We start from the raw sequence: 25,226 nt of genomic DNA, 5'->3' as shown, positions 1-25,226 counted from the left end.
GGTTTCCCTCCCCGGTCAGAAGACGATGTAGAGGACGACGGTCAGCGCGAGCACGAGGCCGCCGAGGACCATCGGCGAGCGGTACCAGCCGGCGTCGACGCCGACGGCCTCGTGCGTGCGCGCCTCCTTCGGCGTCAGCGCCCACACCAGACCGCGCAGTTCCTCGTCGGTCTTCGGCGTGGTGAACGACGACACGATGATCGCGATCACCACCCCGACCACGAACGCCGACGACGCCCCGATGAAGCTGCCGGCCTGGCTCGACACGTCGATCACGTCGGCCGCGACCAACCGGTCGACCACGACCGCGGCGAGCGTGCCGCCCACCAGGCCCGTCCAGCCCGCCGGGCCCGTCATCCGCTTCCAGAACAGCCCCAGGATGAAGATCGCGAACAGCGGGGCGTTGAAGAAGCTGAAGAGGGTCTGGATGTAGTCCATCAGGTTCTGGCTGCCGCTCGCGATGAACGCGGTGCCGATCGCCAGCAGGCAGCCGACGACCGTGACGACCCGCCCCACCTGCAGGTAGTACCGGTCGGAGCGGCCGGGCCGGATCCAGTCCTGCCACAGGTCGTAGGTGAAGACGGTGTTGAGCGAGGAGACGTTGGCCGCCATCCCGGCCATGAACGCCGCCAGCAGCCCGGCCAGCGCCACCCCGAGCAGCCCGTTCGGCAGCACCTCGCCCATGAGCAGGGTGAGCGCGTCGTTGTAGGTGACCCCGCCCTCGGGGGCGTCGGTGCCGGACTGCTTGAGCGCCACCAGCTGCGGCACCAACACCCCGGCCACCATGCCCGGCACCACCACGACCAGCGGGATCAGCGCCTTCGGGAACGCCCCGATGATCGGTGTGCGCCGCGCGGCCGACATGCTGCGCGCCGAGAGCGCCCGCTGCACCTCAGCGAAGTTCGTCGTCCAGTAGCCGAAGGACAGCACGAAGCCGAGACCGAACACGATGCCGATCACCGACAGGAACCCGTTGGGGATCTCGGTGAGCGACGTGCCCGGCCAGGACGCCAGGTCGTCGGGGAAGCCGGCCTCGGTGATCCGCTCCTTCAGCCCGTTCCAGCCGCCGACGCGCACCAGCCCGGCCACCGTGAGCGGGATGAGCAGGGCGAGGATGACGAAGAACTGCAGGACCTCGTTGTAGATCGCCGCCGAGAGCCCGCCGAAGAACGTGTACGCGAGCACCACGAGCGCCGCGACCGGGATCGCCACGGCCAGCGACCAGCCCAGCAGCGCCTGCATCACCAGCCCGAGCGCGAACAGGTTCACCCCGGCGATCAGCACCGAGGCCAGCGCGAACGCCACGCCCTGCACCCGCTGGGTGGTCTTGTTGAACCGCATGCGCAGGAACTCCGGCACCGACCGGGCCTTGCTGCCGTAGTAGAACGGCATCATCACGATACCGAGGAACACCATGGCCGGGATCGCGCCGATCCAGTAGTAGTGCACCGTGGGCACGCCGTACTTGACGCCGTTGGCCATCATCCCGATCAGCTCGAGCGCGCCGAGGTTCGCCGAGATGAACGCCAGGCCCGTGACCCACGCCGGCAGCGCCCGCCCGGACAGCAGGAAGTCCAGACTGGACGAGACCGACCTGCGCGCTGCGATCCCGATGCCGAGCACCAGCGCGAAGTAGAAAGCGATGAAGACGTAGTCGTACCACGCCGTGTCCAGGCGGGTCTCGACCGCTTGCGCCAGCACCGTCATCCGGCAGCCCCCTGATGCGTCGATGTGCGCTCCCTCATGCGCGCCGCAGCGCATCATCTGCCCTGGGAGCGCCCGGCGCCAGAGGTGCGGCCGGAGCGCGCCGAGATCGTGATCAGCCGGCGCCCGATCGTGGGACCTCGGCGGACACCGAGGTGCGCGCCCCCACGAGCAGCTTGGCGAAGCAGCGGCTCAGCGGGGATCGGCGGTACCGGCCGAAGCCGGGGATGCGGGTGTAGCCGGCCGCCTCGTAGAGCCGGATCGCGGCGGTCTGCGGGCTGCCGGTCTCCAGGATGGCGCGGGTGCGCCCGGCCGCCGCGGCGCTCTCCTCCAGCGCGGTGAGGACGGCGCGGGCGAAGCCGCGGCCGCGGTGCCCGGGCGCCACGTACATCCGCTTGATCTCCGCGTCGCCGTCGCGGACCTGCGGATCGGCCGGGTCGTGGTCCCGCGCCCGCCAGCCCCCGCACGCGACCGGTTCCCCGTCGAGGTAGCCGACGTAGAACGCCCCGCGGGGCGGGGAGAACTCGGCCACGTCGACGGGAGTCGCGTCGCCCTCACCGCCGTAGACCTCGCCGTAGAAGGCGAACAGCCCGTTGATCAGCTGCCGGGCGTCGGGGTGGTCGATCGGGACGCGGCGCAGCTCGAGCACGCCTCGACCCTACGATCGCTCAGCTGCTCTTCGCCCGGGCCTTCGCCCGCTGCCGCCAGGTGGTCAGTGCCCGTTCGGTGTAGCCGTTGGGCTCGGTGGCACCGGTGAACACCAGCTCGAGCGCGGCCTGGAAGGACTCGCTGCCCTCGAGGTCCGCCGCCATCGGCGGGTAACCCGGCTCGCTCGCGTTCTGCTCGTCGACCAGCGCCGCCATGCGCGCGAACGTGACCCGCACGGTCTCCTCGTCGACGATGCCGTGGTGGAGCCAGTTGGCGATCAGCTGGCTGGAGATGCGCAGGGTGGCGCGGTCCTCCATGAGGCCGACACCCTCCAGGTCGGGCACCGTGGAGCAGCCGATGCCCAGCCCGACCCAGCGCACGACGTATCCCAGGATCGACTGCGCGTTGGTCTCCAGCTCGTGCCGGATCTCCTCGGGCGTGAGGGGCTCGGTGAGCAGCGGCACGGCGAGCATGCCGCGCCGGTCGGTGCGCCGCCCGGCGAGCTCGCGCTGGCGGGCGGCCACGTCGGTGCGCAGGTAGTGCAGCGCGTGCAGGGTGGCGGCCGTCGGCGACGGCACCCACGCGGTGTTCGCACCTGCCTCCGGCTGGGCACCCTTCTGCTCCAGCATCGCGGCCATCGCGGCGGGCTTGGCCCACATGCCCTTGCCGACCTGCGCGCGGCCGGCGAAGCCCGCGGCCAGCGCGACGTCGACGTTGGAGTCCTCGTAGGTGGAGAGCCACTTCGAGGACTTCATCGACTCCTTGCGCACGACCGGGCCGGCGTGGAAGTCGGTGTGGATCTCGTCGCCGGTGCGGTCGAGGAAGCCGGTGTTGACGAAGATGACCCGGTCGGCAGCGCGGGCGATGCAGGCGCCGAGGTTGAGCGAGGTGCGCCGTTCCTCGTCCATGATGCCGATCTTGAGCGTGCACGGGGCGAGGCCCAGCGCCTCCTCGACGGCGGCGAACAGCTCAACGGTGAGCGCCACCTCGTCGGGGCCGTGCTGCTTCGGCTTGACGATGTAGACGCTGCCCGTGCGGGAGTTGGTGAACCGGCCGAGCCCACGCAGGTCGTGCAGCGCGGCGGTGGCCACGACGAGCGTGTCCAGCACGCCCTCCGCGACCTCCTCGCCGTCGACGAGCACGGCGCCCGAGGTCATGTGGTGGCCCACGGTGCGGGCCAGCAGCAGCGCGCGCCCGGGCAGGGTGAGCGGGGAGCCGTCGGGCGCGGTCCAGGTGCGGTCGCCGTGCACGACGCGCGTCATCGTGCGACCGCCCTTCTCGAACGTGGCCTCGAGCTTCCCGGTCATCAGGCCGAGCCAGGTGCGGTAGCCGTGCGCCTTGTCCTCGCCGTCGACGGTGGAGACGGAGTCCTCGAGGTCGATGATCGTGGTGACCGCGGACTCCAGCACGACGTCGGCGATCCCGGCGTGGTGCTGGCGGCCGACCCGGTGCTCGCGGTCGATGTGCAGCTCGACGTGCAGCCCGTTGCGGCGCAGCAGCACGCCGCGCTCGGAGTACCCGGCGAACTGGTCGGCGTCGGCCAGCCCGGTCTCCCCCGTCGCGGTGTGCACGACCAGCTGCCCGTTGTTGACCGTGTAGGCGGTGGCGTCGGCGTGGCTGCCGGATGCGAGCGGGAAGAACTCGTCGAGGAGCCGGTCGACCTCGGCGATCACCTGCGCACCGCGCTCCTCGTCGTAGCCGGGAGCGAGCCCGCGGTCCAGCGGCGGCAGCGCGTCGGTGCCGTAGAAGGCGTCGTAGAGCGAGCCCCAGCGGGCGTTGGCGGCGTTGAGTGCGTAGCGGGGCACCGTCGCGGGCACGACGAGCTGCGGCCCGGCGATCGTGGCGATCTCCGGGTCGACGTCGGTGACGGTGATGTGCGGCTGCTCCTCGGGGAGCAGGTAGCCGATCTCGGTGAGGAACGCCTCGTAGGCGGCCGGGTCCCCGGCCCCGCCCTGTTCCTCGTGCCAGCTGTCGATGCGCGCTTGCAGCTCGTCGCGGCGCGCGAGCAGCTCCGCGATGCGCCCGGCGAAGCGCTGCTGCAGGCTGTCGAGCACCTCCCAGAAGCGTTCGGGGGTGATGTCGAGACCGGGCAACAGCTCGTCGGCCACGAACGAACGAAGGGCGGGATCGATCTCCAGAGCAGCCACGACACGAATTCTAGCATGCGGATTTTGTTTTCCGCATTGCGGAATTTCTTGTGTCGTCGTACGGTGGGGCAATGCCGCTGGACGGTGCTGCGCGACGAGCCTTCGAGGCCGTGCTCGATCCTCAGGACGTGCTGAGCGACCCGGTCCGCTGCCGGGTCTACGAGTGCGACGGCCTGACCGGGCACCGGGTCGTCCCTGAGCTGGTGCTGCTCCCCCGCACCGCCGAGCAGGTGGCCGCGGCCGTGCGGGTCTGCGCCGAGCACGAGGTGCCGTTCGTGGCCCGTGGCGCGGGCACCGGGCTCTCCGGCGGCGCGCTCCCGGTCGCCGACGGCGTGGTGATCGGCCTGAACCGGCTCAACCGGATCCTCGAGGTGGACCCGGTGGACCGGCGCGCGGTCGTCGAGCCCGGCGTCACCAACCTCGACGTCACCCGCGCCGTGGCGCAGTACGGGCTGTACTACGCGCCCGACCCGTCCAGCCAGCAGGTGTGCACGATCGGCGGCAACGTCGCGGAGAACTCCGGCGGCGCGCACTGCCTGAAGTACGGCTTCACCACCAACCACGTGCTGGCGGTCGAGGTCGTGCTCCCGGACGGCTCGACGGTGACCCTCGGTTCCGACACCGGCGAGCAGCAGGGCCCCGACCTGCGCGGGCTGTTCCTCGGCTCCGAGGGCACGCTCGGCATCGTCACCAAGGTCACCGTGCGGCTGCTGCGCACCCCGGAGACGGTGCGGACGCTGCTGGCGGACTTCCCGTCGGTCGCCGCGGCGGGCGAGGTGGTCTCCGACGTCGTCGCGGCCGGGATCGTGCCCGCCGCCGTCGAGATGATGGACGCACTGGCCATCGAGGCCGCGGAGGAGGCGGTGCACGCCGGGTACACGATCGGCACCCCGGCTGCGCTCGTCGTCGAGCTGGACGGCCCCGCTGAGGAGTGCGGATCGACGTTCGAGCAGGTCCGGCGGATCTGCGAAGCGCACGGCTGCACCAGGCTGCACATCGCGGGCTCCGCCGAGGAGCGGGCGGCGATCTGGCGCGGCCGCAAGGCGGCGTTCGCCGCGGTCGGGCGGATCAGCCCGGACTACTTCGTCCAGGACGGCGTCGTGCCGCGCACCCGGCTCGCCGAGACGCTCGACCGGATCGCCGCGATGAGCCGCTCGGCCGGCCTGCGGGTGGCCAACGTGTTCCACGCCGGTGACGGAAACCTGCACCCGTTGGTGCTCTACGACGGCGCCGCCGGGGAGACCGCCCGCGCCGAGGAGCTGACCTCGGCCATCGCGGAGCTGTGCGTGGAGATGGGCGGATCGCTGTCGGGCGAGCACGGCATCGGCACCGACAAGGCGTGCTCGATGCCGAAGATGTTCTCCCGGGACGATCTCGCCGTGATGGCGCGGGTGCGCGACGCGTGGGACCCGCAGGGCATCTGCAACCCGGGGAAGGTGCTGCCCACCCCGCGGCTGTGCGGGGAGCCCGGCAAGTACCGGCCGCACCCGCTGGAGGAGGCAGGAGTGATCGAACGGCTGTGACCGCATCGATGCTGCACCCCACCGATCTCAAGGAGCTGCGCGACGCAGTCCTGGACAGCTCCGGCACGCTCGGGATCGCCGGCGCCGGCACGGCCGCCGACTGGGCGGGCCCGCTCGGGCCGGTCGACGCGGTGCTCGACACCACCGGTCTCGCCGGGATCGTCGTGCACAACCCGGGCGACATGACCGTCGCCGTGCGCGCGGGGACCCCGCTGCGGCAGCTGCAGGAGGAGCTGGCCCCGCACCACCAGCGGGTGAGCCTGGACGCCGCCCGGGTCGCCGAGGGCGCCACCGTCGGGGGACTCGTCGCCACCGGCGACGCGGGCCCGTGCGGTCTGGCGTTCGGGTCGATGCGCGACCTCGTCATCGGGGTCACGCTCGTGCTGGCCGATGGCACGGTCGCCCGCAGCGGCGGACACGTGATCAAGAACGTGGCCGGCTACGACCTGGCCAAGCTGCTGCACGGCTCGTACGGGACCCTCGCCGTGATCGCCGAGGTGGTGCTGCGACTGCACCCGGTGCCCGAGCGGGAGGCCACCCTGGCGGTGTCCTGCTCGCTCACCGAGGCCGCTGAGCTGGCCCGGGCCGTGCTCGCCGGGCCGCACGAGGCGGTGGCGCTGGAGTGGCTGGGCACCACCCCGGACGCCGGCACGCTGCTCGTCCGGCTCAACGGCACCGCCGCCGCGATGGACGCCCGCCTGGACCGGCTGCGCCCCGTCCTGCCCGGCGCCGTCGACGGCGACGACCGCTGGGCCGAGCACGCCGCGATCGTCCGCGGCGGCCCCGGTGATGCGGTGCTGCGCATCGGCGTCCGCCCGTCCAAGCTGCCCGGCGTGCTGACCGCGCTCCCGGCCCGCGCGATCACCGCGGGGCTGGGCACCGGCATCGCCACCGTCGTGCTCGATGCGCAGGACGTCGCCGCCGCGCACGAGACCGTCGCGGCCGCCGGCGGCACATCGGTGCTGCGCCGCCGCCCCGCCGGCGCGTCCGTCTCCGCGTGGGGGCCGCCCCCGTCGGCGCTGAAGGTCCTGCGCGCCGTCAAGCAGTCCCTCGACCCAGCCGGCCGGCTCGGCCCGGGCCGCTTCGACCCCTGGATGTGACACCCGTGTTCGACGCGCACCGCCCACCGGCCCGCGAGCTGCTCTCGGACTGCGTGCACTGCGGCTTCTGCCTGCCCACCTGCCCCACCTACCGGCTGTGGGGCGAGGAGATGGACTCCCCGCGCGGCCGCATCCTGCTCATGGACCTCGCGGAGAAGGGTGAGATCCCCCTCGAGGGGGCCTTCACCGAGCACATCGACAACTGCCTCGGCTGCATGGCGTGCGTGACCGCCTGCCCGTCGGGCGTGCAGTACGACCGGCTGCTGGAGGCGGTGCGCCCGCAGATCGAGCGCAACGTGCCCCGCCCGCGGGGCGAGCAGCTGTTCCGCGGCGCGATCTTCGCGCTGTTCCCGTACAAGCGGAGGCTGCGGCTGGCCGCCCTGCCCGGCGCGCTCTACCAGCGGCTGCGCCGCGCTCCCTCGGTCGCGAAGCTGGTCTCGACCATCACCGCGACGCTGCCCGCCCGGCTGGCTGCCGTGGAGTCGTTGCTGCCGCCGGTCGCCGTCCGGGAGGCGTTCGCCCGGCTCCCCCGCGTCACCCCGGCCGTGGGCGGCAACCGGCGCGGCCGCGTCGCGCTGCTCACCGGCTGCGTGCAGGACGTGTTCTTCCACCGCGTCAACGCCGCCACCGTACGGGTGCTGGCCGCCGAGGGCTTCGACGTGGTCGTGCCGCGCGACCAGCAGTGCTGCGGTGCGCTGGAACTGCACTCCGGTCGCGAGGCCCCGGCGCTCGTCCGGGCCAAGCGCACGATCGAGACGTTCGAGGTGCTCGGCGTCGACGCGATCGTCACGAACGTGGCCGGCTGCGGCTCGTCGATGAAGGAGTACGGCCACCTGCTCGCCGACGACCCCGAGTGGGCCGAGCGCGCCGCCCGCTTCTCCCGCTCCGTCCGCGACGTCCACGAAGTGCTGGCCGACGCCCTCGCCGAGGGCCCCCGCGCGCCGCGCCACCCCGTCCGCGCCCGCGTCGCCTACCACGACGCCTGCCACCTCGGGCACGCCCAGAAGGTGCGGGCGCAGCCGCGCGCGGTGCTCGCCTCGATCCCCGGCGTGGAGCTGGTGGACCTGCCCGAGGCTGAGCTGTGCTGCGGCTCCGCGGGCATCTACAACCTGCTCCACCCCGAGGCCGCTGCCGAGCTGGGCGAACGCAAGGCCGCGAACGTCCGCTCCACCCAGCCGGACGTCGTCGTCACCGCGAACCCGGGGTGCCTGCTGCAGATCGGCAAGCACCTGCGGGGCGAGCGGCCGCTGCTACACCCGGTGCAGCTGCTCGACGCCTCGATCCGCGGGGTGCCGGTCCCGCAGCACTAGCGCCGGCGCCGAGCGCCACAGCGTTCGGCTGATCCCGCGCAGCGGAGACCGGGCCGCTGCGCGGGATCAGCGATCGCCCGGCGGTCGTTCCCTAGCTTCCGACCACCGGCACGTCGAGGTACGTGCCGGTGCCGTGGTGGATCGTCACGATCCCGGCAGGCGCGGTGGGCTTGATCTTCGGGAAGTCACCGCCGCTCAGCGTCACCCGCAGCCTCTCGCCGGCCTTGAACTTCCAGTGCATGTTCCCCAGCGGGATGGTGTACGGGATCGGCTTGCCCGGCTCGATCTCCTCCGGCCGGCTGAGGCTGGTGCGCAGCTGGGCGCGCAGGTACCCGGTCTCGATCGGCAGGACCCGCCCGTCGGGCAGCACCGTCTCCAGCTTGCTGACGAAGTGCGTGTCCGCCGCGGTGATGGACGCGGTCAGGTGCAGGGTCACCGGGCCGGCGATCGAGGTGTCGGTGTCGAACGCCGGGAGGGTGAACGTCGTCCGGCCGCAGACGCCGTCTTCCCGGCCGCCGTCGGGCCACCTGCAGCGGCCGTTGCCGCGCGCGTTGTCCACGCCCTCGTTCGCCGCCTGATCCTGATCCGCCGCGTGCGGCATGGTCCCCGTCTGGCCGACGGACGGACCGTCGTAGGGATTGACCGAGTAGCTGCACTCACCCGACGCCGGGGCCGTTGCGCTCACACCACCATCGGCCGCCGGGAACAACCGCGTGGTGGAAACACCGGCGACGGGCCAGGTGTCGTGCGCGCCCCAGGTGCCCTCTCCCGCTGTGGAGGTGTTCTCGAAGCTGATGACCCGCGACGGTGGCACGCTCGCCCTCTGGTCCCCCAGCAGCCAGTGGTCGAGCCACTGGAGGATGACGCCGTAGGAGAGATCGACCGCCGCCGGAGCGTCCTCGCCGGGCACGGCCAGGAAATCCCAGTGGGTCCACGGGCCGGTGATCAGCCACGTCTTGTCCGGCCGCTGCCGCAGGGCATCGAATCCACCCTCCTTGAATATGTCGAAGTAGCCGCCGATGTGCAGCACCGGCACGTCGACCTGCGCCAACTCCTCGGTTATGGCGATCTGCTCCCAGAACTCGTTGTAGCTCGAATTCTCCTGGAAGGACCGCAGAGTGCTGACGCGGTCGGTGTCCGATACCACCGGCAACGTCTGCCACCATTCCCCCATCGTGGACGGGACCCCGCCGGGGTAGACCCACTCGGCGTAGATGTTCGTGGGGGACACGAACGGCACGATGGTGCGAGCGACGGCGGCTTCAGCGCCGCGGCGCGGTAGGCCGTGATCGAGCCGTAGCTCCCCCCGACCTGCGCAACGTCTCCGGTCGAGTAGGGCTGCGCGGCGAGCCACTCGATCACGTCGTAGTCGTCCTGCGCCTCGACGGGCTCGAACCAGGTCGGGAAGCTCCCACCGGACGTACCGGTGCCTCGCACGTAGCAGAGCAGCACGTTGTACCCGCGTTCGGCGAGGTACTCGTGCTCCGCAGCGACCGAATTCCGGTACGGCCAGAACGAGTGGACGATCCCCGGGTGCGGACCGTCGTCCGGGACCCCACCGCGCGCCGGCCTGACCAGGTTGCAGCCGAGCTTCGTACCGTCGCGGGTCGGCACCTCGATCGCGGAGACCACGCTGTCGAACGAGGCCGGCCGATCGTAGTCGAACCAGGCCCGGACATCCGGCGCCGCCGTCACCCGGCCGCCGCGATGATCCTGCTCCGGCTGCGCCGCCTGCGGGGCGGCGCAGGACACGACGAACACCGCGGCGGTCGCGCAGAGCACACCGAGGACGGACCGCCGAGATCGGGAACGAACCATTGGAACCCCACAGTTTCAGCACGAGGACGCGTTCCGGCTCTGCGTCACCGCAGAGCGGTCAGGAATCCCCCGTCGACCGCGCAGCGACAGCCTCGGGCGCGCAGCGGCCCGGGCGTTGAGGCGGTAGATGGCGGCGGTCGGCTCGTAGGAAACCATGTCCTCGTAGAACTGCCGCGAGTTCCGGCTCATCGCCGCGCCGACGCCGGCGAGGTAGCGCACGATCCTCTCGGCCGGGTCCTCGGTCCCGGCGATCGCCGCCTCGATGACCTCCGTCGACTTCTGGAAGAAGCGCCGCGTGACCCGCTGGATGATCTGTTCGCGAGTCGCGGCCACCAGGTACAGGGTCGTCTTCGAGCAGTGCAGGCGCCGGCACAGGTCGTCGAAGGTCAACGAACTGAACCCCTCGGCGAGGAAGATCTCCTCCAGCCGCGCCGTGATCTCCTCACGTCGCGCAGCGTCGTCCCGCCGCCGGGACGAGGCACCGCCCCGGCCTCGTGCTTGCGACATCCGCCCTCTTCGAGATCCCCCGCCAGCCCGGCGCGAGAGTACTACGGCGTCCCAGCGTATCCACCGACACCGGTTGACCATCCGTCGGACCGGCGTAGCGGCCCGCTCCTCCCGATCCGTCAGCGACGTCCACGAGGTGCTGGTCGACACCCTCGCCGACGGCCCCCGCGTGCCGCGCCACCCCGTCCGCGCCGGCATCGCCTACCACGACGCCTGCCACCGCGGACACGCCCAGAAGGAGCGGACGTAGCCGCGGACGGCGCTCGCCTCGATCCCGACGTGGACCGGCTCGCCGGCCGACCGGGTGCGCTGCACCATGGAGGGAGCGCCGTCAGGGTGCCCCGACCGCCCGGCGCGAACACGCCGTCCGCACTCAGCTGATGGTCCAGGTGATCGGAGCCGCCAACGCTTCGGCGTACCGGCCCTTCATGTACGACACGGACTGCCCGACGTGATCGGCCATCGCCTTGGCCGCGAGCTCCGGGTCACGGCTGGCGAGCGCCTCGTATATGGCCCGGTGCGCCTTCGCCACGGCGGCGCGGCGGGCGGCCGGGTACTCCTTGCCGATCGGCGAGCCGTCCAGTATCTCGATCATCGAGTCGATGAAGAACCCGAAGATGTCGTTGCCCGAGCCGTGCGCGACGAGCTTGTGGAAGCGCTTGTTCTCGGCGATGAACGGGCCCTCCTCGTCGAGCGCGCGCTCCATGTTCTCGACGCTCTCGCGGATCTGATCGAGCTGCTCGTCGGTCGTCCGCTCGGCGGCCAGCCGCGCCATGACGGGCTCGAGCGCCGACCGGACCTCGGTGACCGCGCTGTAGGGGGCCCTGCGGAACTGCAGCAGCAGCAACAGTGTCGTGGACAGCGCCTCGGCGTCGGGCTGCCGGACGATCGGACCACCCTGCGGGCCGGTGCGCAGCGAGATGAGACCCTGCAGCTCGAGGTACCGCAAGGCCTCGCGGAGCGTGCCGTGGCCGACGTTGTACTCGGCCTGCATCTCCTTCGCGGTCGGCAGCCGGTCGCCAACCTTGTGGCCCCGTTCGTTGATGTCGGCAGCGATGCGCTGTGCGAGGTGCACCGCCGTCTTCCTGGGTCGTACCAGCGTCACGTGGGCTCCCGGGAGCAGATCCGCACATTCTTGCGATTAATATACGGTGTTTGCCGTAACGGAGGCACCGCGCTCGGTAGTGGTGAGCTCACCTCGCGTGCCGACCTGACGCGTGGCCCCTTGCCGCGACATCGCCCAGAAGCACGCCGGGCACTGACGGTACCGCTGGTCACGTCCTCGACCAGGTGACTGGAACCGGCCGCCGGGTCCGATCGCCGCGTCGCCATCAGGCCACGACGTCGTGGCCTGATGGCGACGCATCGGCTGCCGCGACTCGATCACTCGGGGCAGGGGCGGGTGATCCTGCCGGCGGCGCGTCGCGGGCCGGGTCGGTACGCTGGTCCCACGACTCCAAGCGCCAGGTACCGCGCCCGCCGGCGATCTTCACCACCGCGGTGTTCTCGATGAACCGAGCGCCGACCGACGGCTCCACGTTCACGCACCGCATGGCCACCCACAGGCGGATCGTCGACCCGTGGCTGAACACCACCGCAGGCCCGTGCGACAGGTCCAGCGAGCACAACACGGCGTCGGTGCGCTCGAGCGCCTCCCGTGCGGACTCGCCGCCGGGTAGGCGATCGTCGATCTCACCGCTTAGCCACCGCCGGTACAGTGCGTGATAGGTGGCCACCGACGCGTGATCGCTGCGCCCTTCGAGCTCTCCGACACCCACTTCGCGCAACCCGGCGTGCTCGATCGGTTCCAGGCCCCGATCGGCGGCCAGCGGCGCGGCCGTCTGGTGCGTGCGGGTGAGATTGCTGACGTGGATCGACGCGATGGGGATGTCACGGAAGTGGGCGACCAGCGACCTGGCCTGCTCCCGGCCGCGCTCGGTGAGTCCCGGGCCGGGCGCGGCGGTGTCGAGGGCACCGATCAGGTTCGAGCTCGTCTCGCCGTGCCGGACGAGGTAGAACGTGCCGGTCATGCGTCCGGGCCGATCCCGACGGACTTCGTCTCCAGGTAGGCCGTCATGCCCTCCGGGCCCATCTCCCGGCCGATGCCCGACTGCTTGAACCCGCCGAACGGCGAACCCTTCGCCTGCCCGAAGCCGTTGATGCTGACCATGCCGGTGCGGATACGGCGCGCGAGGGCGAGAGCGTGCTCCTGGTCGGCCGACCACACCGATCCCGACAAGCCGTAGATCGAGTCGTTGGCGATGCGGACCGCGTCGTCCTCGTCCTCGTAGACCAGCACCACGATCGCCGGGCCGAAGATCTCCTCCTGCGCGATCGCCATGTCGGAGGTGACGTCGACGAACACGGTCGGCTCGACGTACCAGCCGCGGGCGTACTGATCGCCCTGCGGGACACCGCCGCCGGTGGCGGCCTTGGCGCCTTCCTCGACGCCCTTGCGGTAGTAGCCGAGCACCCGGTCGCGCTGCCGTTCGCTGATCAGCGGTCCGACCTGGGTTTCCGGATCGAACGGGTCGCCGACGCGCAGCGCGGCGAATGCCTCGGTGAGCGCGTCGATGATCTCGTCGGCGCGCCTGCGGGACACCAGCACCCGGGTCGGGGCGATGCAGGCCTGTCCGGACAGCATTGTCGCGGCCGGAACGTAGCCGCGCAGGAACTGCTCGGTGTCGGCGTCGTCGAGAACGACCGCAGCCGACTTGCCGCCCAGCTCGAGCGTCGGCCGGGCGATCCGCTGCGCGCACGCCGCCATGATCGCGCGGCCGGCCGCCGTGCTGCCGGTGAACCCCACCTTGTCGACCAGCGGATGCGCCACCAGGTGCGCGCCGACTTCGCGATCGCCGGGCACGACGCTCAGCACGCCCTCCGGCAGGCCCGCCTCGGCCAGCGCATCGGCCAGGTGGCCGGCCAGGAAGGGGGTCTCCGGCGCGGGCTTGAGCACCACCGAGCAGCCCGCGGCCAGCGCCGGCGCGGCCTTGAGGATCGGCGTGCCCAGCGGCGCGTTCCACGGGGTGATCCCGGCCACGACACCGACCGGCTCCTGGATCACCAGCGACCGGTTCTTGCCGTCGCTGCGGACCTCCTCGTACCGATACGTCTCAGCCAGCTCGGCGTAGTAGCGCAGGTTCCGCAACGGCGACGGGATGTGGTACCCGGTCGCGAACCAGTGGGGGCATCCCAGTTCGCTCGTCATGACGTCGGCCAGGAGCTCGATCTTTGCCTCGAGGATGTCCGCGGCGCGATCCAGCACGGCCCGGCGTTGCGCGGGAGGAGTGTCGCGCCACACACCCGACGCGAAGCTGGCCGCGGCGGCCTTCACCGCCCGGTCGATGTCGGCGGTGCTGCCCAGGCGGGCCTGCCCGATGGGTGTGCCGTCGCCGGGAAACAGGACGTCGACGAGCGCACCTCCATCCGACTCCGTCCAGCGGCCCCCGATGAAGACCTTGTCTTGGCGCTGATCGCGAACAGGTGGCACCAGCTCTCCTCAACCTCGACCCAACCTCTTTTTAATACCATAAATAGGTTGTATGGTCTCGAACGAATGAGTTGCGAGTCGGGAGACGACGATGCGAGCAGCGATCCTCGCCGGCTACGGAGAACCACTCCGGGTCACCGAGCTGGACATCGACAAGCCGCTCGACGACGAGGTTCTCGTCGAGGTGCGGGCGTCCGGGGTGTGCCACTCCGACCTGACCGCGGCACGCGGCGGACAGCAGCCCGGGCTCCCGGTCGTGCTCGGCCACGAGGTCGCCGGAGAGGTCCTCGAGGTCGGCCGGGGTGTCACCGGCGTGCGTCCAGGCGACCGAGTCGTGGTGACCGGAACGATGTTCTGCGGATCGTGCCGCTGGTGCGTCGGAGGGCATCCCCAGCACTGCCGGAACAAGCCGCGCTCCCGGCCTCGCGACCTGCCTCCGCGGCTCTCCCTCGAGGGCCGGCCGGTTCAGGCATACGTGGGGGTGGGCGGATTCGCCGAGCAGGTGCTCGTCCACTCCAGCGGGGTCGCCCGCATCGGCGACCGGCTGTCGTTCGCGACCGCTTGCCTGCTCGGCTGCGCGGTCGTCACCGGCATGGGAGCGGTCATCAACACCGCGCGTGTGCGAGCCGGGGAATCGGTCGTCGTCGTGGGCTGCGGCGGTGTGGGCCTCAGCGCTGTCGCAGCCGCGCGGCTCAGTGGCGCGTCACCGATCGTCGCGGTGGACGTCGACCCCGCCAAGCTGTCCATCGCCAGCCGGTTCGGAGCCACTCACGGGGTCCTCGCGGGCGACGACGCGGCCGCCGAAGTCGTCGAGCTGACCGGTGGCGGCGCGGACCACGTGATCGAAGCTGTCGGCAGTCCGGCCACCGTGCGCGGCGGATTCGCCATGCTGGGGGTGCGCGGCACCCTGACCTCGGTCGGAATGGCCCGGATGGGCGCCGACGTCACTCTGCCGCTCGAGCCGTTGATGATGAGCGAGCGCCGCGTCCAGGGATCGAAGATGGGTGGCGGCCAGTTCGCTCGCGACGTGGCCAACTACGAGCGGCTGTGCGTCGAAGGCCGCCTCGACCTCGACGCGCTCGTGTCGCACACCGTCCCGCTCGACGAGGTCAATGCGGCCTTCGACGTCATGGACCGCGCGTCGTACGCGCGGACAGTTATCACTTTCGATTGAAAGGCACCACGAAGTGACAACCGCCCGCAATTCTACGGTCGACGCCGAGGTCCTCGTCGTCGGCGCCGGGTTCTCCGGGCTCGCTGCCCTGTATCACTTCCGCAACGCCGGGCACCACGTGATGGGTGTCGAGACCAACGGCGACGTGGGTGGTGCCTGGTACAACAACCGCTACCCCGGCGCCCGGTGCGACGTGGAGAGCCACGACTACAGCCTGTCCATGAGCCCCGAGGTGGAGCAGGAGTGGACCTGGAGCGAGCGGTTCTCGGACGCCGACGAGATCCGGCGGTACCTCGGCTTCGTCGCCAACCGGCTCGACCTACGCCGCCTCATCTCGTTCAGCACCACGGTCACCGGCATGGACTGGGACGAGACCTCTCGGAGCTGGCGGGTGACGTTCTCCGAGCGCGACCCGATCCGGGTGCGCTACGTCGTGATGGCCACCGGCCCGCTGACCTCTCCCATCAAGCCGCAGTTCCCCGGGATGGACGCCTTCGCCGGGCGGATCCTGCACACTGCGGAGTGGCCGCGTGAGGAAGTCGATCTCCACGGCCACCGCGTGGCGGTGATCGGCACCGGCTCGTCGGGCGTGCAGGCCATCCCGATCATCGCCGAGCAGGCCGAGCGGTTGTACGTGCTGCAACGCACCCCCAACTTCGTCGTCCCCGCCCGCAACCGGCCCATCACCGAGGCAGAGGACCGCGCGGTCAAGGCCACATACCGAGAGCGTCGCGCAACAGTTCGCACGATGAGCTCCGCATACCTCAAGGAGCTGCCGACGCAGTCCGCGTTCGACGTCTCCGAGGAGGAGCGCAACGCCCGCTACCAGCGGTTCTGGGACCTGGGCGGCACGAACATCACCTCAGCGTTCACCGACCTGAAGACATCGGAGGAAGCCAACGCAACTCTCGCCGCGTTCATCCACGGCAAGATCCGGGAGATCGTCCGCGACCCCGAGGTGGCCCGGAAGCTGATGCCCACCGGCTACCCCGTCGGCGCGCGGCGGATCTGCGTCGGCACCAACTACTACGAGACGTTCAACCGGGACAACGTCGAGCTGGTCGACCTGCTCGGCACCGAGTCGATCACCGGATTCGAGGCCCGTGGCATCCGCACCGACCGGCGACTGCTCGAGGTCGACGACATCGTGCTGGCCACCGGGTTCGATGCCATGACGGGCGTGCTCACCCGGCTGGACATCAAGGGCGCCAACGGCGAGCTGCTCCGCGACGCCTGGCGAGGCGGCCCGGTCAACCACCTGGGCATCGCGGTGCACGGCTTCCCGAACTTCTTCTACCTCGCCGGGCCCGGCTCGCCGTCCGTGCTGGCCAACGTGGTGACCACGGGCGAGCAGCAGGTCGAGTGGCTCACCGAACTGCTCAACGACCAGCGCGACCGCGGCTTCACCCGGATCGAGGCCGAGGCGGCTGCGGCCGACGCCTGGGTCAAGCACGCCAACGAGCTCGCCGAGGGAACGATGTTCTTCAAGGCCAAGTCCTGGTACATCGGCGCCAACGTGCCCGGCAAGCCGCGGGTGTTCATGCCGTACGCGGGTGGCTTCCCCGCGTACGCCCGGCGCACCGAGGAAGTCGCGGCCGCCGGCTACTCGGGTTTCGTCAGGAGCTGACCGGTGGGGATCGATCCCGAAGTGGCGGCCATCCTCACCGCCAAGGGCACATCGTCGGCTCCCCCGCTGGAAACCCTGGGTGTGGCCGAGGCCCGGACCGTCTCCGGGGTCCTGCGGCCCGGTCAGGATCCCGGCCCGTCCGCGGCGCGGGAGCTCGTCCGCGAGGTCGCGGGAACGGACCGGACGATGCTCGTGCTGGAGGTCGATCCCGCCCCGCCCGCCGTCGTGCTGTGGGTGCACGGCGGCGGGTGGGTCCTCGGCTCCGCGGCGGCGTCGCTGCCGTTCGCCCGCCGGCTCGCCGCCGCGTGGTCGGCAGACGTCGCGGTGATCGACTACCGGCTTGCCCCGGAGCACCCGTATCCCGCCGCGATCGACGACGTCACCGCCGCCTGGCGGTCGATCGCACGGGCCTGTCCGGGGCGACGGATCGTGCTGGCCGGTGACAGTGCGGGCGCGAACCTGGCGTTGGCGGCCGTCGCCCGGCAACCGGACACAGCCCGCGCGGACGCCGTCGTGGCGTTCTACCCCGCGGTCGACCCGGAGCGCGCGGCCCCGAGCCACCGCGACCCGGACTGTCAAGTCGTCCTGCCGACATCGACGATGGGCTGGTTCTGGCAGCTGTACGCCCCGGGCGGCGACGCCTACTGGTCCACCCCACTGCGCTGGGATCCGGTGCCCCCGCTGCCGCGCACGGTCGTCGTCACCGCCGAGTTCGACGTCCTACGAGACGAGGGCCAGGCCCTGGCCGAGCACCTGCGAGCTGGCGGCGTCGACGTCGACCACCGGTGCTGGTCCGGCCAGGTGCACGGATTCGTCACGCTCAACCCCGCTCCCGCGTCCGCCGCGGCGGCGCTCGCCTGGAGCGCACGGCAGGTGGCCGGTGTCCTCACCGGGTGACACCCGCCCGGCATCCGTCCGCGACCCGTGCGATCGACGCGTCACCGGAGGCGACATGTTCGAGCCTGCACCCGAGCAGAAGGAGGTCGAGCTCGGCATCTCGATGCCGGAGGTGTGCGGCGACGCGGGAGGACGGGATGTGACCGCACGCGGCCGGGAATGCCTACGGGCGTGGGGAGACGCCGTTGACCACGAACTCGGCCAGGGTGTCGGCGATGCCGTCGACGTCTTGGTCGCGTTCTTCTCGATACCACACGTTCACCCAGTTCAAGGCGCCGAGCATGCCCCGGGCGAGCGTCCGGGTGTCCACCGAGTCCAGCGTGCGCCCGTCCTCCTTGAGCACCTGCTCGATCACGTCGCGGAACATGCCCTCGTGCTCCGCGCGGAGCTCGTGCAGCTTGCCCCAGCGCTCGTCCACCGACCGCCGGGCGAGGTAGACGTGCATCGGCAGGCTGCGGAAGGCCGTCCGCTGGTAGGCGACGTCCGTCATGGTGATCCGGACGTGCTCGCGGGCCATTGCGCGCAGGCGGGCCCGCGGGTCGCCGTCGGACCGGGCGATCTGGCGCACCCCGTCGATGAGCGTCTTCGCCCCGGTCGTCAGCACGTCCAGCAGGAGCGACTCCTTGCTCCGGTAGTGGTGGTAGATCAGCCCCTTGGTCGCCCCGAGCTCGTCGGCGATGTCATCCAGGCTCGTCTGGGCGTATCCCTTGCGGGCGAAGACGGCTGCCGCGGCGTCGAGCACCTCCCGTCCCCGTTCACCGGAGCGGATCGAGCGTCCGGATGACTCAGACATGACGGCCTCCCGCGTGTCGCTGTCGGTGCCGGCCGGCTCAGCGAGCCGCCCGGCTGGAACGGCGCCCCAAGGCGGTGTCGCGAAACAGGTCACGAGCGATCAGATCCCGCTGCACCTCGGAGGCACCCTCATAGATACGGGTCGCGCGGATCTCGGTGTAGAGCTGCCCCACCGGATGAGTGGCGGCGAGCGCGGCAGCGCCGTGCAGCTGCACCGCGGTGTCGATCACCTTCTGAGCCGTCTCGGTCGCGTACAGCTTGGCCATCGCCGAATGCGCCGTCACCCGAGGATCGGCCGAGTCGTAGGCGTCGGCAGCCCGCCTGACCAGCAGCCGTGCCGCATCCAGCGCAGTCGCGGCGTCGGCGAGCTGGTGGGCCGCCCCCTGCTTCTCGCCGAGCAGTACCCCGAACATCCGGCGCGTCGTGACGCGCTCGACCGTCATGTCGAGCGCGCGCTGCGCCATGCCGATCGCCGCCGCGCCGACGCTCGGCCGGAACAGGTCGAACGTCTGCATCGCTACCCGGAAGCCACGGTTCACCTCGCCGAGCACGTCGTCTTCGGTGACCTCGACGCCGTCGAAGTCGAGCGTCCCGATCGGGTGCGGGTTGATCAGCTCGAGCGGGGTGGCCGTCAGGCCCGGACGGTCGGCGGGCACCAGGAAGGCGGTCACGCCGCGGCTGCCCGGCTCGTCCCCGGTGCGGGCGAACGTCGTGTAGAAGTGCGCGCCAGGGGCGTTGCTGATCCACTTCTTCCTGCCGTACAGCTTCCAGCCGCGCCCGGTCCGCTCGGCGCGCAGCTGCACGGCTGCCGCGTCCGACCCGCACTCCGGTTCGGTGAGCGCGAAGGCCGCGACGGCCTCACCGGTGCGCACGCGCGGCAGCCACTCGGCGCGCTGGTGGTCCTGCCCGGACTGCAGGATCGGGTAGCCGCCGATGCCCTGCATCGCCACGGCCACCTCGGCGGCCACGCAGTGATAGGCGACACGCTCCCGGATCTCGCAGATCGTGCGGGCGCTCGCCTGCGCTCGGTCGCCCTCCGGATACAGCGCGGGGAGGATGCCTCCCTCGCCGAGGGCACGCGTCAGCACGGGGTCGACCCGGCCGTGCAGCCCCTTCTCCGCCAGCGGAGCCAGCACGTCCCGGGCGTAGGCGAACACGGCGTCGTAGTCGACGGCGGAGGAGGTCGAAGCAGTCATGGCAGGGATCCCTATCGCATGGGCGAGGATGACATCATACCCAGTAGTATGGAGAAATCATACTCGGTAGTATGCGGCGGCGGTAGCCGAGAGGCCGCCCGAGGCCGGGCGCCGTTCGTCGACGCACACCTTGAGGAGAGCCTTCCGATGACGCACACCGCGGACCAGGCGGACACGCGCGCCCCGGCGCCGGCCGTTCGCTGGGAAGAGCTCGGTGACGGCCTGGTCCGCCTCGTGCTGGACGACCCCACGGCCAAGGTCAACACGCTCAACGACGCGTTCGCCCGGGCGATGGACGCCGCGCTCGACCGCCTCGAGGCGCAGGCGTCCGAGCTGATCGGCGTGATACTGACGTCCGCGAAGTCCAGCTTCTTCGCCGGCGGTGACCTCAACCGGCTGCTGGCCGTGCGGCCGGAGGACCGGGCGGCGTTCGTCGCCGATGTGGACGTGCGCAAGCGCCGCCTGCACCGGCTGGAGAACGCCGGGGTCCCCGTCGTGGCCGTCCTCGACGGCGCCGCACTCGGCGGCGGCCTCGAGCTGGCCCTGGCGTGCCACCGGAGAATCGCGGTGCGGTCGCCGCGCACGGTCGTCGGTTTCCCGGAGACCGTACTCGGCCTCATCCCCGGAGTCGGGGGTGTGGTCCGCAGCACGCTCTTGCTCGGCAGCCCGGCGATCGACCTGATCACGTCGGGACGCCGGCTCGACGCCGACGCAGCCCACGCCGCCGGCCTGGTCGACGACGTCACCGATTCCGTCGAGCAAGCCCTCGAGCGCGCCTCGGCCTGGCTGCGCTCCGCTCCCCGGCCGGCCCGGCAACGCTGGGACACCGCACCGGCGCGGATCCGACTTGACAACCCGCACCCCGAGCCCCGCCGGGCGGCCCGGGCAGGCCGGCTCGTCGCTCGGGTTGTCGCGCTGGCCGCCACCGGTGACGTCGCGGCGGCCATGCACGCCGAGTCCGAGGCGCTCGGCGAGCTGGTCGTGACGCCGGAGGCGAAGAACACCATCCGGGTCAACTTCCACGACCTCACCAGCTTCCGGCGCGCTGCCACGCAGCGAGCGGCTGCCACCGAACCGATGACGGTCACGTTCACCGGCGGCACCGAGGCTGCCCGTCGTCTGCTCGCGTGCGCAAAGGCCTGGCGCTACACCGAGTACCCCGAGGGCGGACCCGCTGCGGTCACGGGCGGGATCGCCGGGCGCGGCGGCCGGGTGACGGTGGAGATCACCGACGCCGAGGAGCTTGCTCCGGGGCAGGCCCGCCTGCACGAGGACGTCGTGGGCGACGGGCTGCACTTCCTCGAAGTGGCCATCGACCCGGCCGACCCTGCTCGTGAGGCGATCGCCGGGTCATTGGCCGCCCTGATCCGCCACGGGCTCGGCGTCGTCGAGGTCTCCCCCGGCCCAGCCCCGTCCGCGGTGCTGGCCGCCCGGGCAGCCGAGACCGCCGCCGGCTACGACCCCGCCGTGGTCGCCGAAGCCGTCGCGTGGGCCGGGCTGCGCTGCGTGGCTTCCGCGCCGGCGCAGGACGTCACCGACACCGGCATCGCCGCCGCCGGGCACATCCTGCGGGCCGTCGCGACCGCGGCGGTGGAGCTGGCCGACGAGCACGCCGGCCTGCGGGACGCGATCGACCTCGCCACCGTCCGACTCGGGCTGATGCCGCCGTGGACCGGTGGGGCGCGCCGCTACCTGACCACGCCGACGACGGAGGAGGACACGAACGCATGAAGCTCCAGGGACAAACCGCACTGGTCAGCGGCGGAGCCTCCGGGCTCGGTCTGGCGACCGTCGAGAAGATCGTCGCCGCCGGAGGGCGTGCCGTGGTCCTCGACCTGCCCACCTCGCCGGGTGCGGAGGTCGCCGGCAGGTTCGGCACCGACGTGGCGGCGTTCGTGCCCGGTGACGTGCGTGACGACGACGCGGTACGGGCGGCCGTCGCGCGCACCCAGGAGTGGGGCGGGCCTCGCCTGCTCGTGCACACCGCCGGGGTCGGCGGCCCGCTGCGGCTCCTGGCCGAGGACGGCTCACCGGGCGACCGCGCGGCCTTCGAGCGCGTGATCGGCATCAACCTCGTCGGCACCTACAACGTGCTGCGCCACGTCGCGGCCGCCATGGCCGCGCTCGAACCGGTCGACGGCGAGCGGGGCGTGTGCGTGCTCACCTCGTCGATCGCGGCGTGGGAGGGCAGGACCGGCCAGGTGCACTACGCGGCCAGCAAGTCCGGGGTCAACGGCATGGTGCTGCCGGCCGCGCGCGACCTGGCCTCGAAGCTGATCCGAGTGTGTTCGATCGCGCCCGGTGTGTTCGACACCCCGATCATCGCCGGGTACTCCGAGGAGATCCGGGCCGGGCTGACCGCCGAGATCCCGCATCCGCGCCGGCTGGGGCACCCGGAGGAGTACGCGGCGCTCGCGCTCCACATCGCGGAGAACCCGATGCTCAACGGCGAAGTCATCCGGCTCGACGGCGCCCAGCGCCTGTCGGCCCGCTGAGGAGGGACCCCGATGCGCAACGCAGTCGTCGTCGACGCCGTCCGTTCCCCGATCGGCCGCGGAAAGCCGGGCAAGGGCATGCTGTCGGGCATCCATCCGGTCGACCTCTCCGCCACCGTGCTCAACGCGTTGGTCACACGCACCGGGATCGAACCGGACGTGGTGGACGACGTCATCTTCGGATGCGTCACCACGATCGGCGAACAGTCGTCCAACATCGGTCGCTGGAGTCTGCTGGCGGCCGGGTGGCCGGACACCGTCCCGGCGACCACCGTCGACCGCGCCTGCGGCAGCTCCCAGCAGACCGTGGCGTTCGCCGCCGCCGGGGTGATGGCGGGCCAGTACGACATCGTCATCGCCGGCGGGGTGGAGTCGATGTCGCGCGTACCTATGGGAGCCACCCGCACGTCGGGCCACGGGCAGGCACGCGGGCCCCGGATCACCGAACGCTACGGCGACGTGGAGTTCTCGCAGGGCCTCGCCGCCGAGATGGTGGCCGAGAAGTGGTCACTGACACGCGCCCGGGCCGACGAGTACGCCGCCGAGTCGCACGCGCGCGCCGCGGTGGCCCGGGAGAGCGGCCGGTTCGACGCCGAGATCGTCGGCATCCCGGACGGGCAAGGCGGGATGCACGTCGCCGATGAGGGAATCCGGCCGGGTACGAACGTCGCGACGCTCGCCGAGCTCAAGCCGGCGTTCCGGCCCGACGGGATCGTCACCGCCGGCAACTCGTCGCAGATCTCCGACGGGGCGGCGGCTGTGCTGATCATGGCTGAGGACGTCGCCCGCAGACACGGTCTGACCCCGCTGGCCCGGTTTGCGTCGTTCGCGGTGACCGGTGTCGATCCCGTGCTCATGCTGACCGGGCCGATCACCGCCACGCAGCAGGCGCTGCGACGCGCCGGCCTGACGATCGACGACATCGACGTGTTCGAGGTCAACGAGGCGTTCGCGACCGTGACGCTGGCGTGGCTGGCGGAAACGGGCGCCGACCCTGCTCGGCTGAACCCCAACGGCGGCGCGATCGCGCTCGGCCACCCGCTCGGCGCCACCGGAGCGCGGCTGACCGCGACACTCGTCCACCACATGAACGCGACCGGCGCGCGGTACGGCCTGCAGGCCATCTGCGAAGCCGGTGGCATGGCGAACGCCTACATCCTGGAGCGGCCATGAGCACGCCCGACCGGCCGCTGTCGGCCACACCGGCCCCGGCAGTGCCCGAGCTGCCGCGTGACCTCGGGGGGCAGGTCGCGATCGTCACCGGCGGACTGTCCGGCATCGGGGCCGGCATCGCCGCGCACCTGCGCGCCCGCGGTGCGCGGGTCGTCGTCGGCGACCTCACGGGCCCGGTCGACCCTGCCGAGACCGACGGCGTGCTTGCCGTCCGCTGCGACGTCCGCACCGAGGACGACGTGGTGTCGCTGGTGGAGCTCGCCGCGGCGCAAGGCGGAGTGCACGTACTGGTCAACTGCGCAGGGATCAGTCGCAAACAACCGATCACCGAGCTGACGCTGGAGAACTGGTCCGCGGTGATCGACACCAACCTGCGCGGCGCGGTGCTGGCCATCAAGCACGCGTCGCGGCGGATGATCGCACAGCGCAGCGGGTCGATCGTCAACATCGCGTCGATCGCCGGCATCGCCACGCTCGACGCGCAGAACACCGCTTACGTGGCTAGCAAGGGCGCCCTGATGGCGCTCACCAGGTCGCTCGTCTACGAGCTCGCACCGCACGGGGTGCGGATCAACTGTGTCGCCCCCGGCCTCGTGGAAACCCCGATCCTGACGGGCATGACCCAGCAGTGGAAGGGCGCCCGCGTCGCCCGGATCCCCACCGGCCGAATGGGCGAGATCAACGAGATCGCCGCGACGGTCGGTTTCCTGGCGTCGGGTGCGTCCACCTACGTCAACGGCCAGACGCTCGTCGTCGACGGCGGCATGACGGCCGTCAGCTACCTGTCCCCAGCCGCGCGCGCCGGAGAGGAGACGCGATGAGGATCGGCGTCGTCCACATGACCACGCAGGCCAGCTCGGCCGACTACGGCCGCATGGTCGAGGCGAACCTGGCGCGCGTGGCCGCGCCGGATACCGAGCTGGTGCACACCTACGTCAAGCACCTGCGCCGGGCCACCGACTCCGCCCGTCCGTACCCGATGCTGCTCAACCAGGCCGACATCACCCAGGAGGTCACCGACCTGGCGGCGGCCGGGGTCGACGCGGTCCTGATCGCGTGCTCGGGCGACCCGGCGGTACAGGAGTCCCGGTGTCTCGTCGACGTCCCAGTCGTCGGTCCTATGGAGGCGACCGTCGGGCTGGCGCTCGGCTACGGCTGGAAGTTCGGCCTGCTCACGGTGAACGACCCGACCTGGTCGACCCACCTCGACCGGCTCATCCACGCCTACCAGCTCCAGCACCGCTACGTCGGCAAGCGCACGCTGCACACACCCACGGCGGAGATCTTCACCACCGGCTTCGCCACCCCCCAGCTCGTGGTGGACGACATGCGGGCCCGCGCCGCCGAGCTCGTCGCCGACGGCGCGGACGCGATCGTGATCGGCAGCGGCGGCCTGTGCGCGTTCGCCACCTACCACGGGTTCTCTCGCCACGAGGAGCTCGACGTTCCGGTGTTCGACATGCTCGCCGTCGGAGTCAAGTACGCCGAGATGCGCGCGTCGCTGTCCGCTTCCCTCGGGCTGCCGCCCGTCGGTCGGGCCGGCTGGAACGAGCGCTTCCCCGACGAGGACATCGCCCGGGTCCGGCACGTGTTCTCCCGCCGGCCCTGACCACGGCCCGGGCCAC

Annotated in this window: 22 protein-coding genes and 1 pseudogene; 12 read left to right on the top strand and 11 right to left on the bottom strand. The window is 71.6% G+C overall.

What is annotated here, in order from left to right; translation table 11 throughout:
• Positions 1–15: 15 nt before the first annotated feature.
• The 3 genes from BUE41_RS19270 to BUE41_RS19260 all read right to left on the bottom strand — a co-directional run bounded on the left by BUE41_RS19270 (position 16) and on the right by BUE41_RS19260 (position 4,499).
• A complete protein-coding gene (locus tag BUE41_RS19270; protein WP_073458540.1) occupies positions 16–1,707 on the bottom strand; it encodes a sodium:solute symporter family protein in 1,692 nt (563 codons plus the stop codon).
• Between the two features lie 112 nt (positions 1,708–1,819).
• A complete protein-coding gene (locus tag BUE41_RS19265; RefSeq protein WP_073458539.1) occupies positions 1,820–2,353 on the bottom strand; it encodes a GNAT family N-acetyltransferase in 534 nt (177 codons plus the stop codon).
• Between the two features lie 19 nt (positions 2,354–2,372).
• Entirely contained in the window at positions 2,373–4,499 is a 2,127-nt protein-coding gene (locus BUE41_RS19260; protein WP_073458538.1) for a malate synthase G, read from the bottom strand.
• 71 nt (positions 4,500–4,570) lie between these two features.
• On the opposite strand from BUE41_RS19260, the gene BUE41_RS19255 reads away from it, so the two are divergent.
• Genes BUE41_RS19255 through BUE41_RS19245 form a run of 3 tightly spaced genes read left to right on the top strand, consistent with a single transcriptional unit; the run spans position 4,571 to position 8,432 of the window.
• Entirely contained in the window at positions 4,571–6,022 is a 1,452-nt protein-coding gene (locus BUE41_RS19255) for an FAD-binding oxidoreductase (RefSeq protein WP_073458537.1), read from the top strand.
• The gene (locus tag BUE41_RS19250) at positions 6,019–7,122 is read left to right on the top strand and encodes an FAD-binding oxidoreductase (RefSeq protein WP_234997426.1); all 1,104 of its coding nucleotides are present in this window, start codon (positions 6,019–6,021) and stop codon (positions 7,120–7,122) included. Before BUE41_RS19255 ends, BUE41_RS19250 begins: the two co-directional genes overlap by 4 nt.
• Positions 7,123–7,127: 5 nt before the next feature.
• A complete protein-coding gene (locus BUE41_RS19245) occupies positions 7,128–8,432 on the top strand; it encodes a (Fe-S)-binding protein (RefSeq protein WP_234997424.1) in 1,305 nt (434 codons plus the stop codon).
• A gap of 91 nt (positions 8,433–8,523) precedes the next feature.
• Here the strand turns inward: BUE41_RS19245 and BUE41_RS19240 are convergent, their stop codons facing one another.
• The 3 genes and pseudogenes from BUE41_RS19240 to BUE41_RS19230 all read right to left on the bottom strand — a co-directional run bounded on the left by BUE41_RS19240 (position 8,524) and on the right by BUE41_RS19230 (position 10,757).
• The gene (locus tag BUE41_RS19240; protein WP_143172246.1) at positions 8,524–9,663 is read right to left on the bottom strand and encodes a CocE/NonD family hydrolase; all 1,140 of its coding nucleotides are present in this window, start codon (positions 9,661–9,663) and stop codon (positions 8,524–8,526) included.
• Positions 9,664–9,689: 26 nt separating this feature from the next.
• Positions 9,690–10,250 (bottom strand): annotated as a pseudogene (locus BUE41_RS32970) (CocE/NonD family hydrolase); the annotation flags it as partial.
• Between the two features lie 15 nt (positions 10,251–10,265).
• Complete coding sequence (locus BUE41_RS19230) at positions 10,266–10,757, bottom strand: TetR/AcrR family transcriptional regulator (protein WP_073458534.1); 492 nt, start codon at positions 10,755–10,757, stop codon at positions 10,266–10,268.
• A gap of 73 nt (positions 10,758–10,830) precedes the next feature.
• Here BUE41_RS19230 and BUE41_RS30860 point away from each other — a divergent pair, with 73 nt between their 5' ends.
• Positions 10,831–11,007: a hypothetical protein gene (locus BUE41_RS30860; RefSeq protein WP_159444935.1), complete on the top strand. Its 177-nt coding sequence runs from the start codon at positions 10,831–10,833 to the stop codon at positions 11,005–11,007.
• Between the two features lie 123 nt (positions 11,008–11,130).
• Here the strand turns inward: BUE41_RS30860 and BUE41_RS19225 are convergent, their stop codons facing one another.
• From BUE41_RS19225 to BUE41_RS19215, 3 genes are all read right to left on the bottom strand, one after another.
• Positions 11,131–11,832 carry a FadR/GntR family transcriptional regulator gene (locus BUE41_RS19225; RefSeq protein WP_084755413.1) on the bottom strand — a complete coding sequence of 234 codons (702 nt, stop codon included), beginning with the start codon at positions 11,830–11,832 and terminating at the stop codon, positions 11,131–11,133.
• 256 nt (positions 11,833–12,088) lie between these two features.
• The gene (locus BUE41_RS19220) at positions 12,089–12,787 is read right to left on the bottom strand and encodes a histidine phosphatase family protein (RefSeq protein ID WP_073458532.1); all 699 of its coding nucleotides are present in this window, start codon (positions 12,785–12,787) and stop codon (positions 12,089–12,091) included.
• A complete protein-coding gene (locus BUE41_RS19215; RefSeq protein WP_073458531.1) occupies positions 12,784–14,247 on the bottom strand; it encodes an aldehyde dehydrogenase in 1,464 nt (487 codons plus the stop codon). Before BUE41_RS19215 ends, BUE41_RS19220 begins: the two co-directional genes overlap by 4 nt.
• Before the next feature lie 91 nt (positions 14,248–14,338).
• On the opposite strand from BUE41_RS19215, the gene BUE41_RS32460 reads away from it, so the two are divergent.
• The 3 genes from BUE41_RS32460 to BUE41_RS19200 are packed head-to-tail and all read left to right on the top strand — an operon-like array spanning position 14,339 to position 17,945.
• A complete protein-coding gene (locus BUE41_RS32460; RefSeq protein ID WP_073458530.1) occupies positions 14,339–15,421 on the top strand; it encodes an alcohol dehydrogenase catalytic domain-containing protein in 1,083 nt (360 codons plus the stop codon).
• Positions 15,422–15,434: 13 nt separating this feature from the next.
• Positions 15,435–17,048, top strand: coding sequence for a flavin-containing monooxygenase (locus BUE41_RS19205; protein ID WP_073458529.1), 1,614 nt, complete (start codon positions 15,435–15,437; stop codon positions 17,046–17,048).
• A gap of 3 nt (positions 17,049–17,051) precedes the next feature.
• Positions 17,052–17,945 carry an alpha/beta hydrolase gene (locus BUE41_RS19200; RefSeq protein WP_073458528.1) on the top strand — a complete coding sequence of 298 codons (894 nt, stop codon included), beginning with the start codon at positions 17,052–17,054 and terminating at the stop codon, positions 17,943–17,945.
• Positions 17,946–18,108: 163 nt separating this feature from the next.
• Here the strand turns inward: BUE41_RS19200 and BUE41_RS19195 are convergent, their stop codons facing one another.
• On the bottom strand, positions 18,109–18,738 hold the full coding sequence (locus tag BUE41_RS19195; protein ID WP_084755409.1) for a TetR/AcrR family transcriptional regulator: 630 nt from the start codon (positions 18,736–18,738) through the stop codon (positions 18,109–18,111).
• 37 nt (positions 18,739–18,775) lie between these two features.
• Positions 18,776–19,933, bottom strand: coding sequence for an acyl-CoA dehydrogenase family protein (locus BUE41_RS19190; protein ID WP_073458526.1), 1,158 nt, complete (start codon positions 19,931–19,933; stop codon positions 18,776–18,778).
• 147 nt (positions 19,934–20,080) lie between these two features.
• Between BUE41_RS19190 and BUE41_RS19185 the strand changes: the two genes are divergently transcribed.
• The 5 genes from BUE41_RS19185 to BUE41_RS19165 are packed head-to-tail and all read left to right on the top strand — an operon-like array spanning position 20,081 to position 25,210.
• Complete coding sequence (locus BUE41_RS19185) at positions 20,081–21,664, top strand: enoyl-CoA hydratase-related protein (RefSeq protein WP_073458525.1); 1,584 nt, start codon at positions 20,081–20,083, stop codon at positions 21,662–21,664.
• Entirely contained in the window at positions 21,661–22,428 is a 768-nt protein-coding gene (locus tag BUE41_RS19180; RefSeq protein WP_073458524.1) for an SDR family NAD(P)-dependent oxidoreductase, read from the top strand. The genes BUE41_RS19185 and BUE41_RS19180 overlap by 4 nt, the downstream gene beginning before the upstream one ends.
• A gap of 12 nt (positions 22,429–22,440) precedes the next feature.
• Positions 22,441–23,601, top strand: a complete 1,161-nt coding sequence (locus BUE41_RS19175) for a thiolase family protein (protein WP_073458523.1) — start codon at positions 22,441–22,443, stop codon at positions 23,599–23,601.
• Positions 23,598–24,422, top strand: a complete 825-nt coding sequence (locus BUE41_RS19170) for an SDR family NAD(P)-dependent oxidoreductase (protein ID WP_084755405.1) — start codon at positions 23,598–23,600, stop codon at positions 24,420–24,422. The genes BUE41_RS19175 and BUE41_RS19170 overlap by 4 nt, the downstream gene beginning before the upstream one ends.
• Positions 24,419–25,210 (top strand): aspartate/glutamate racemase family protein, encoded by a 792-nt coding sequence (locus BUE41_RS19165; protein ID WP_073458522.1) that lies wholly within the window; start codon positions 24,419–24,421, stop codon positions 25,208–25,210. The genes BUE41_RS19170 and BUE41_RS19165 overlap by 4 nt, the downstream gene beginning before the upstream one ends.
• Positions 25,211–25,226: the final 16 nt, after the last annotated feature.

Origin of the sequence: Pseudonocardia thermophila (assembly GCF_900142365.1) — a bacterium.
Classification (GTDB): domain Bacteria; phylum Actinomycetota; class Actinomycetes; order Mycobacteriales; family Pseudonocardiaceae; genus Pseudonocardia; species Pseudonocardia thermophila.
This window is presented reverse-complemented; position numbering and strand designations above follow the sequence as displayed.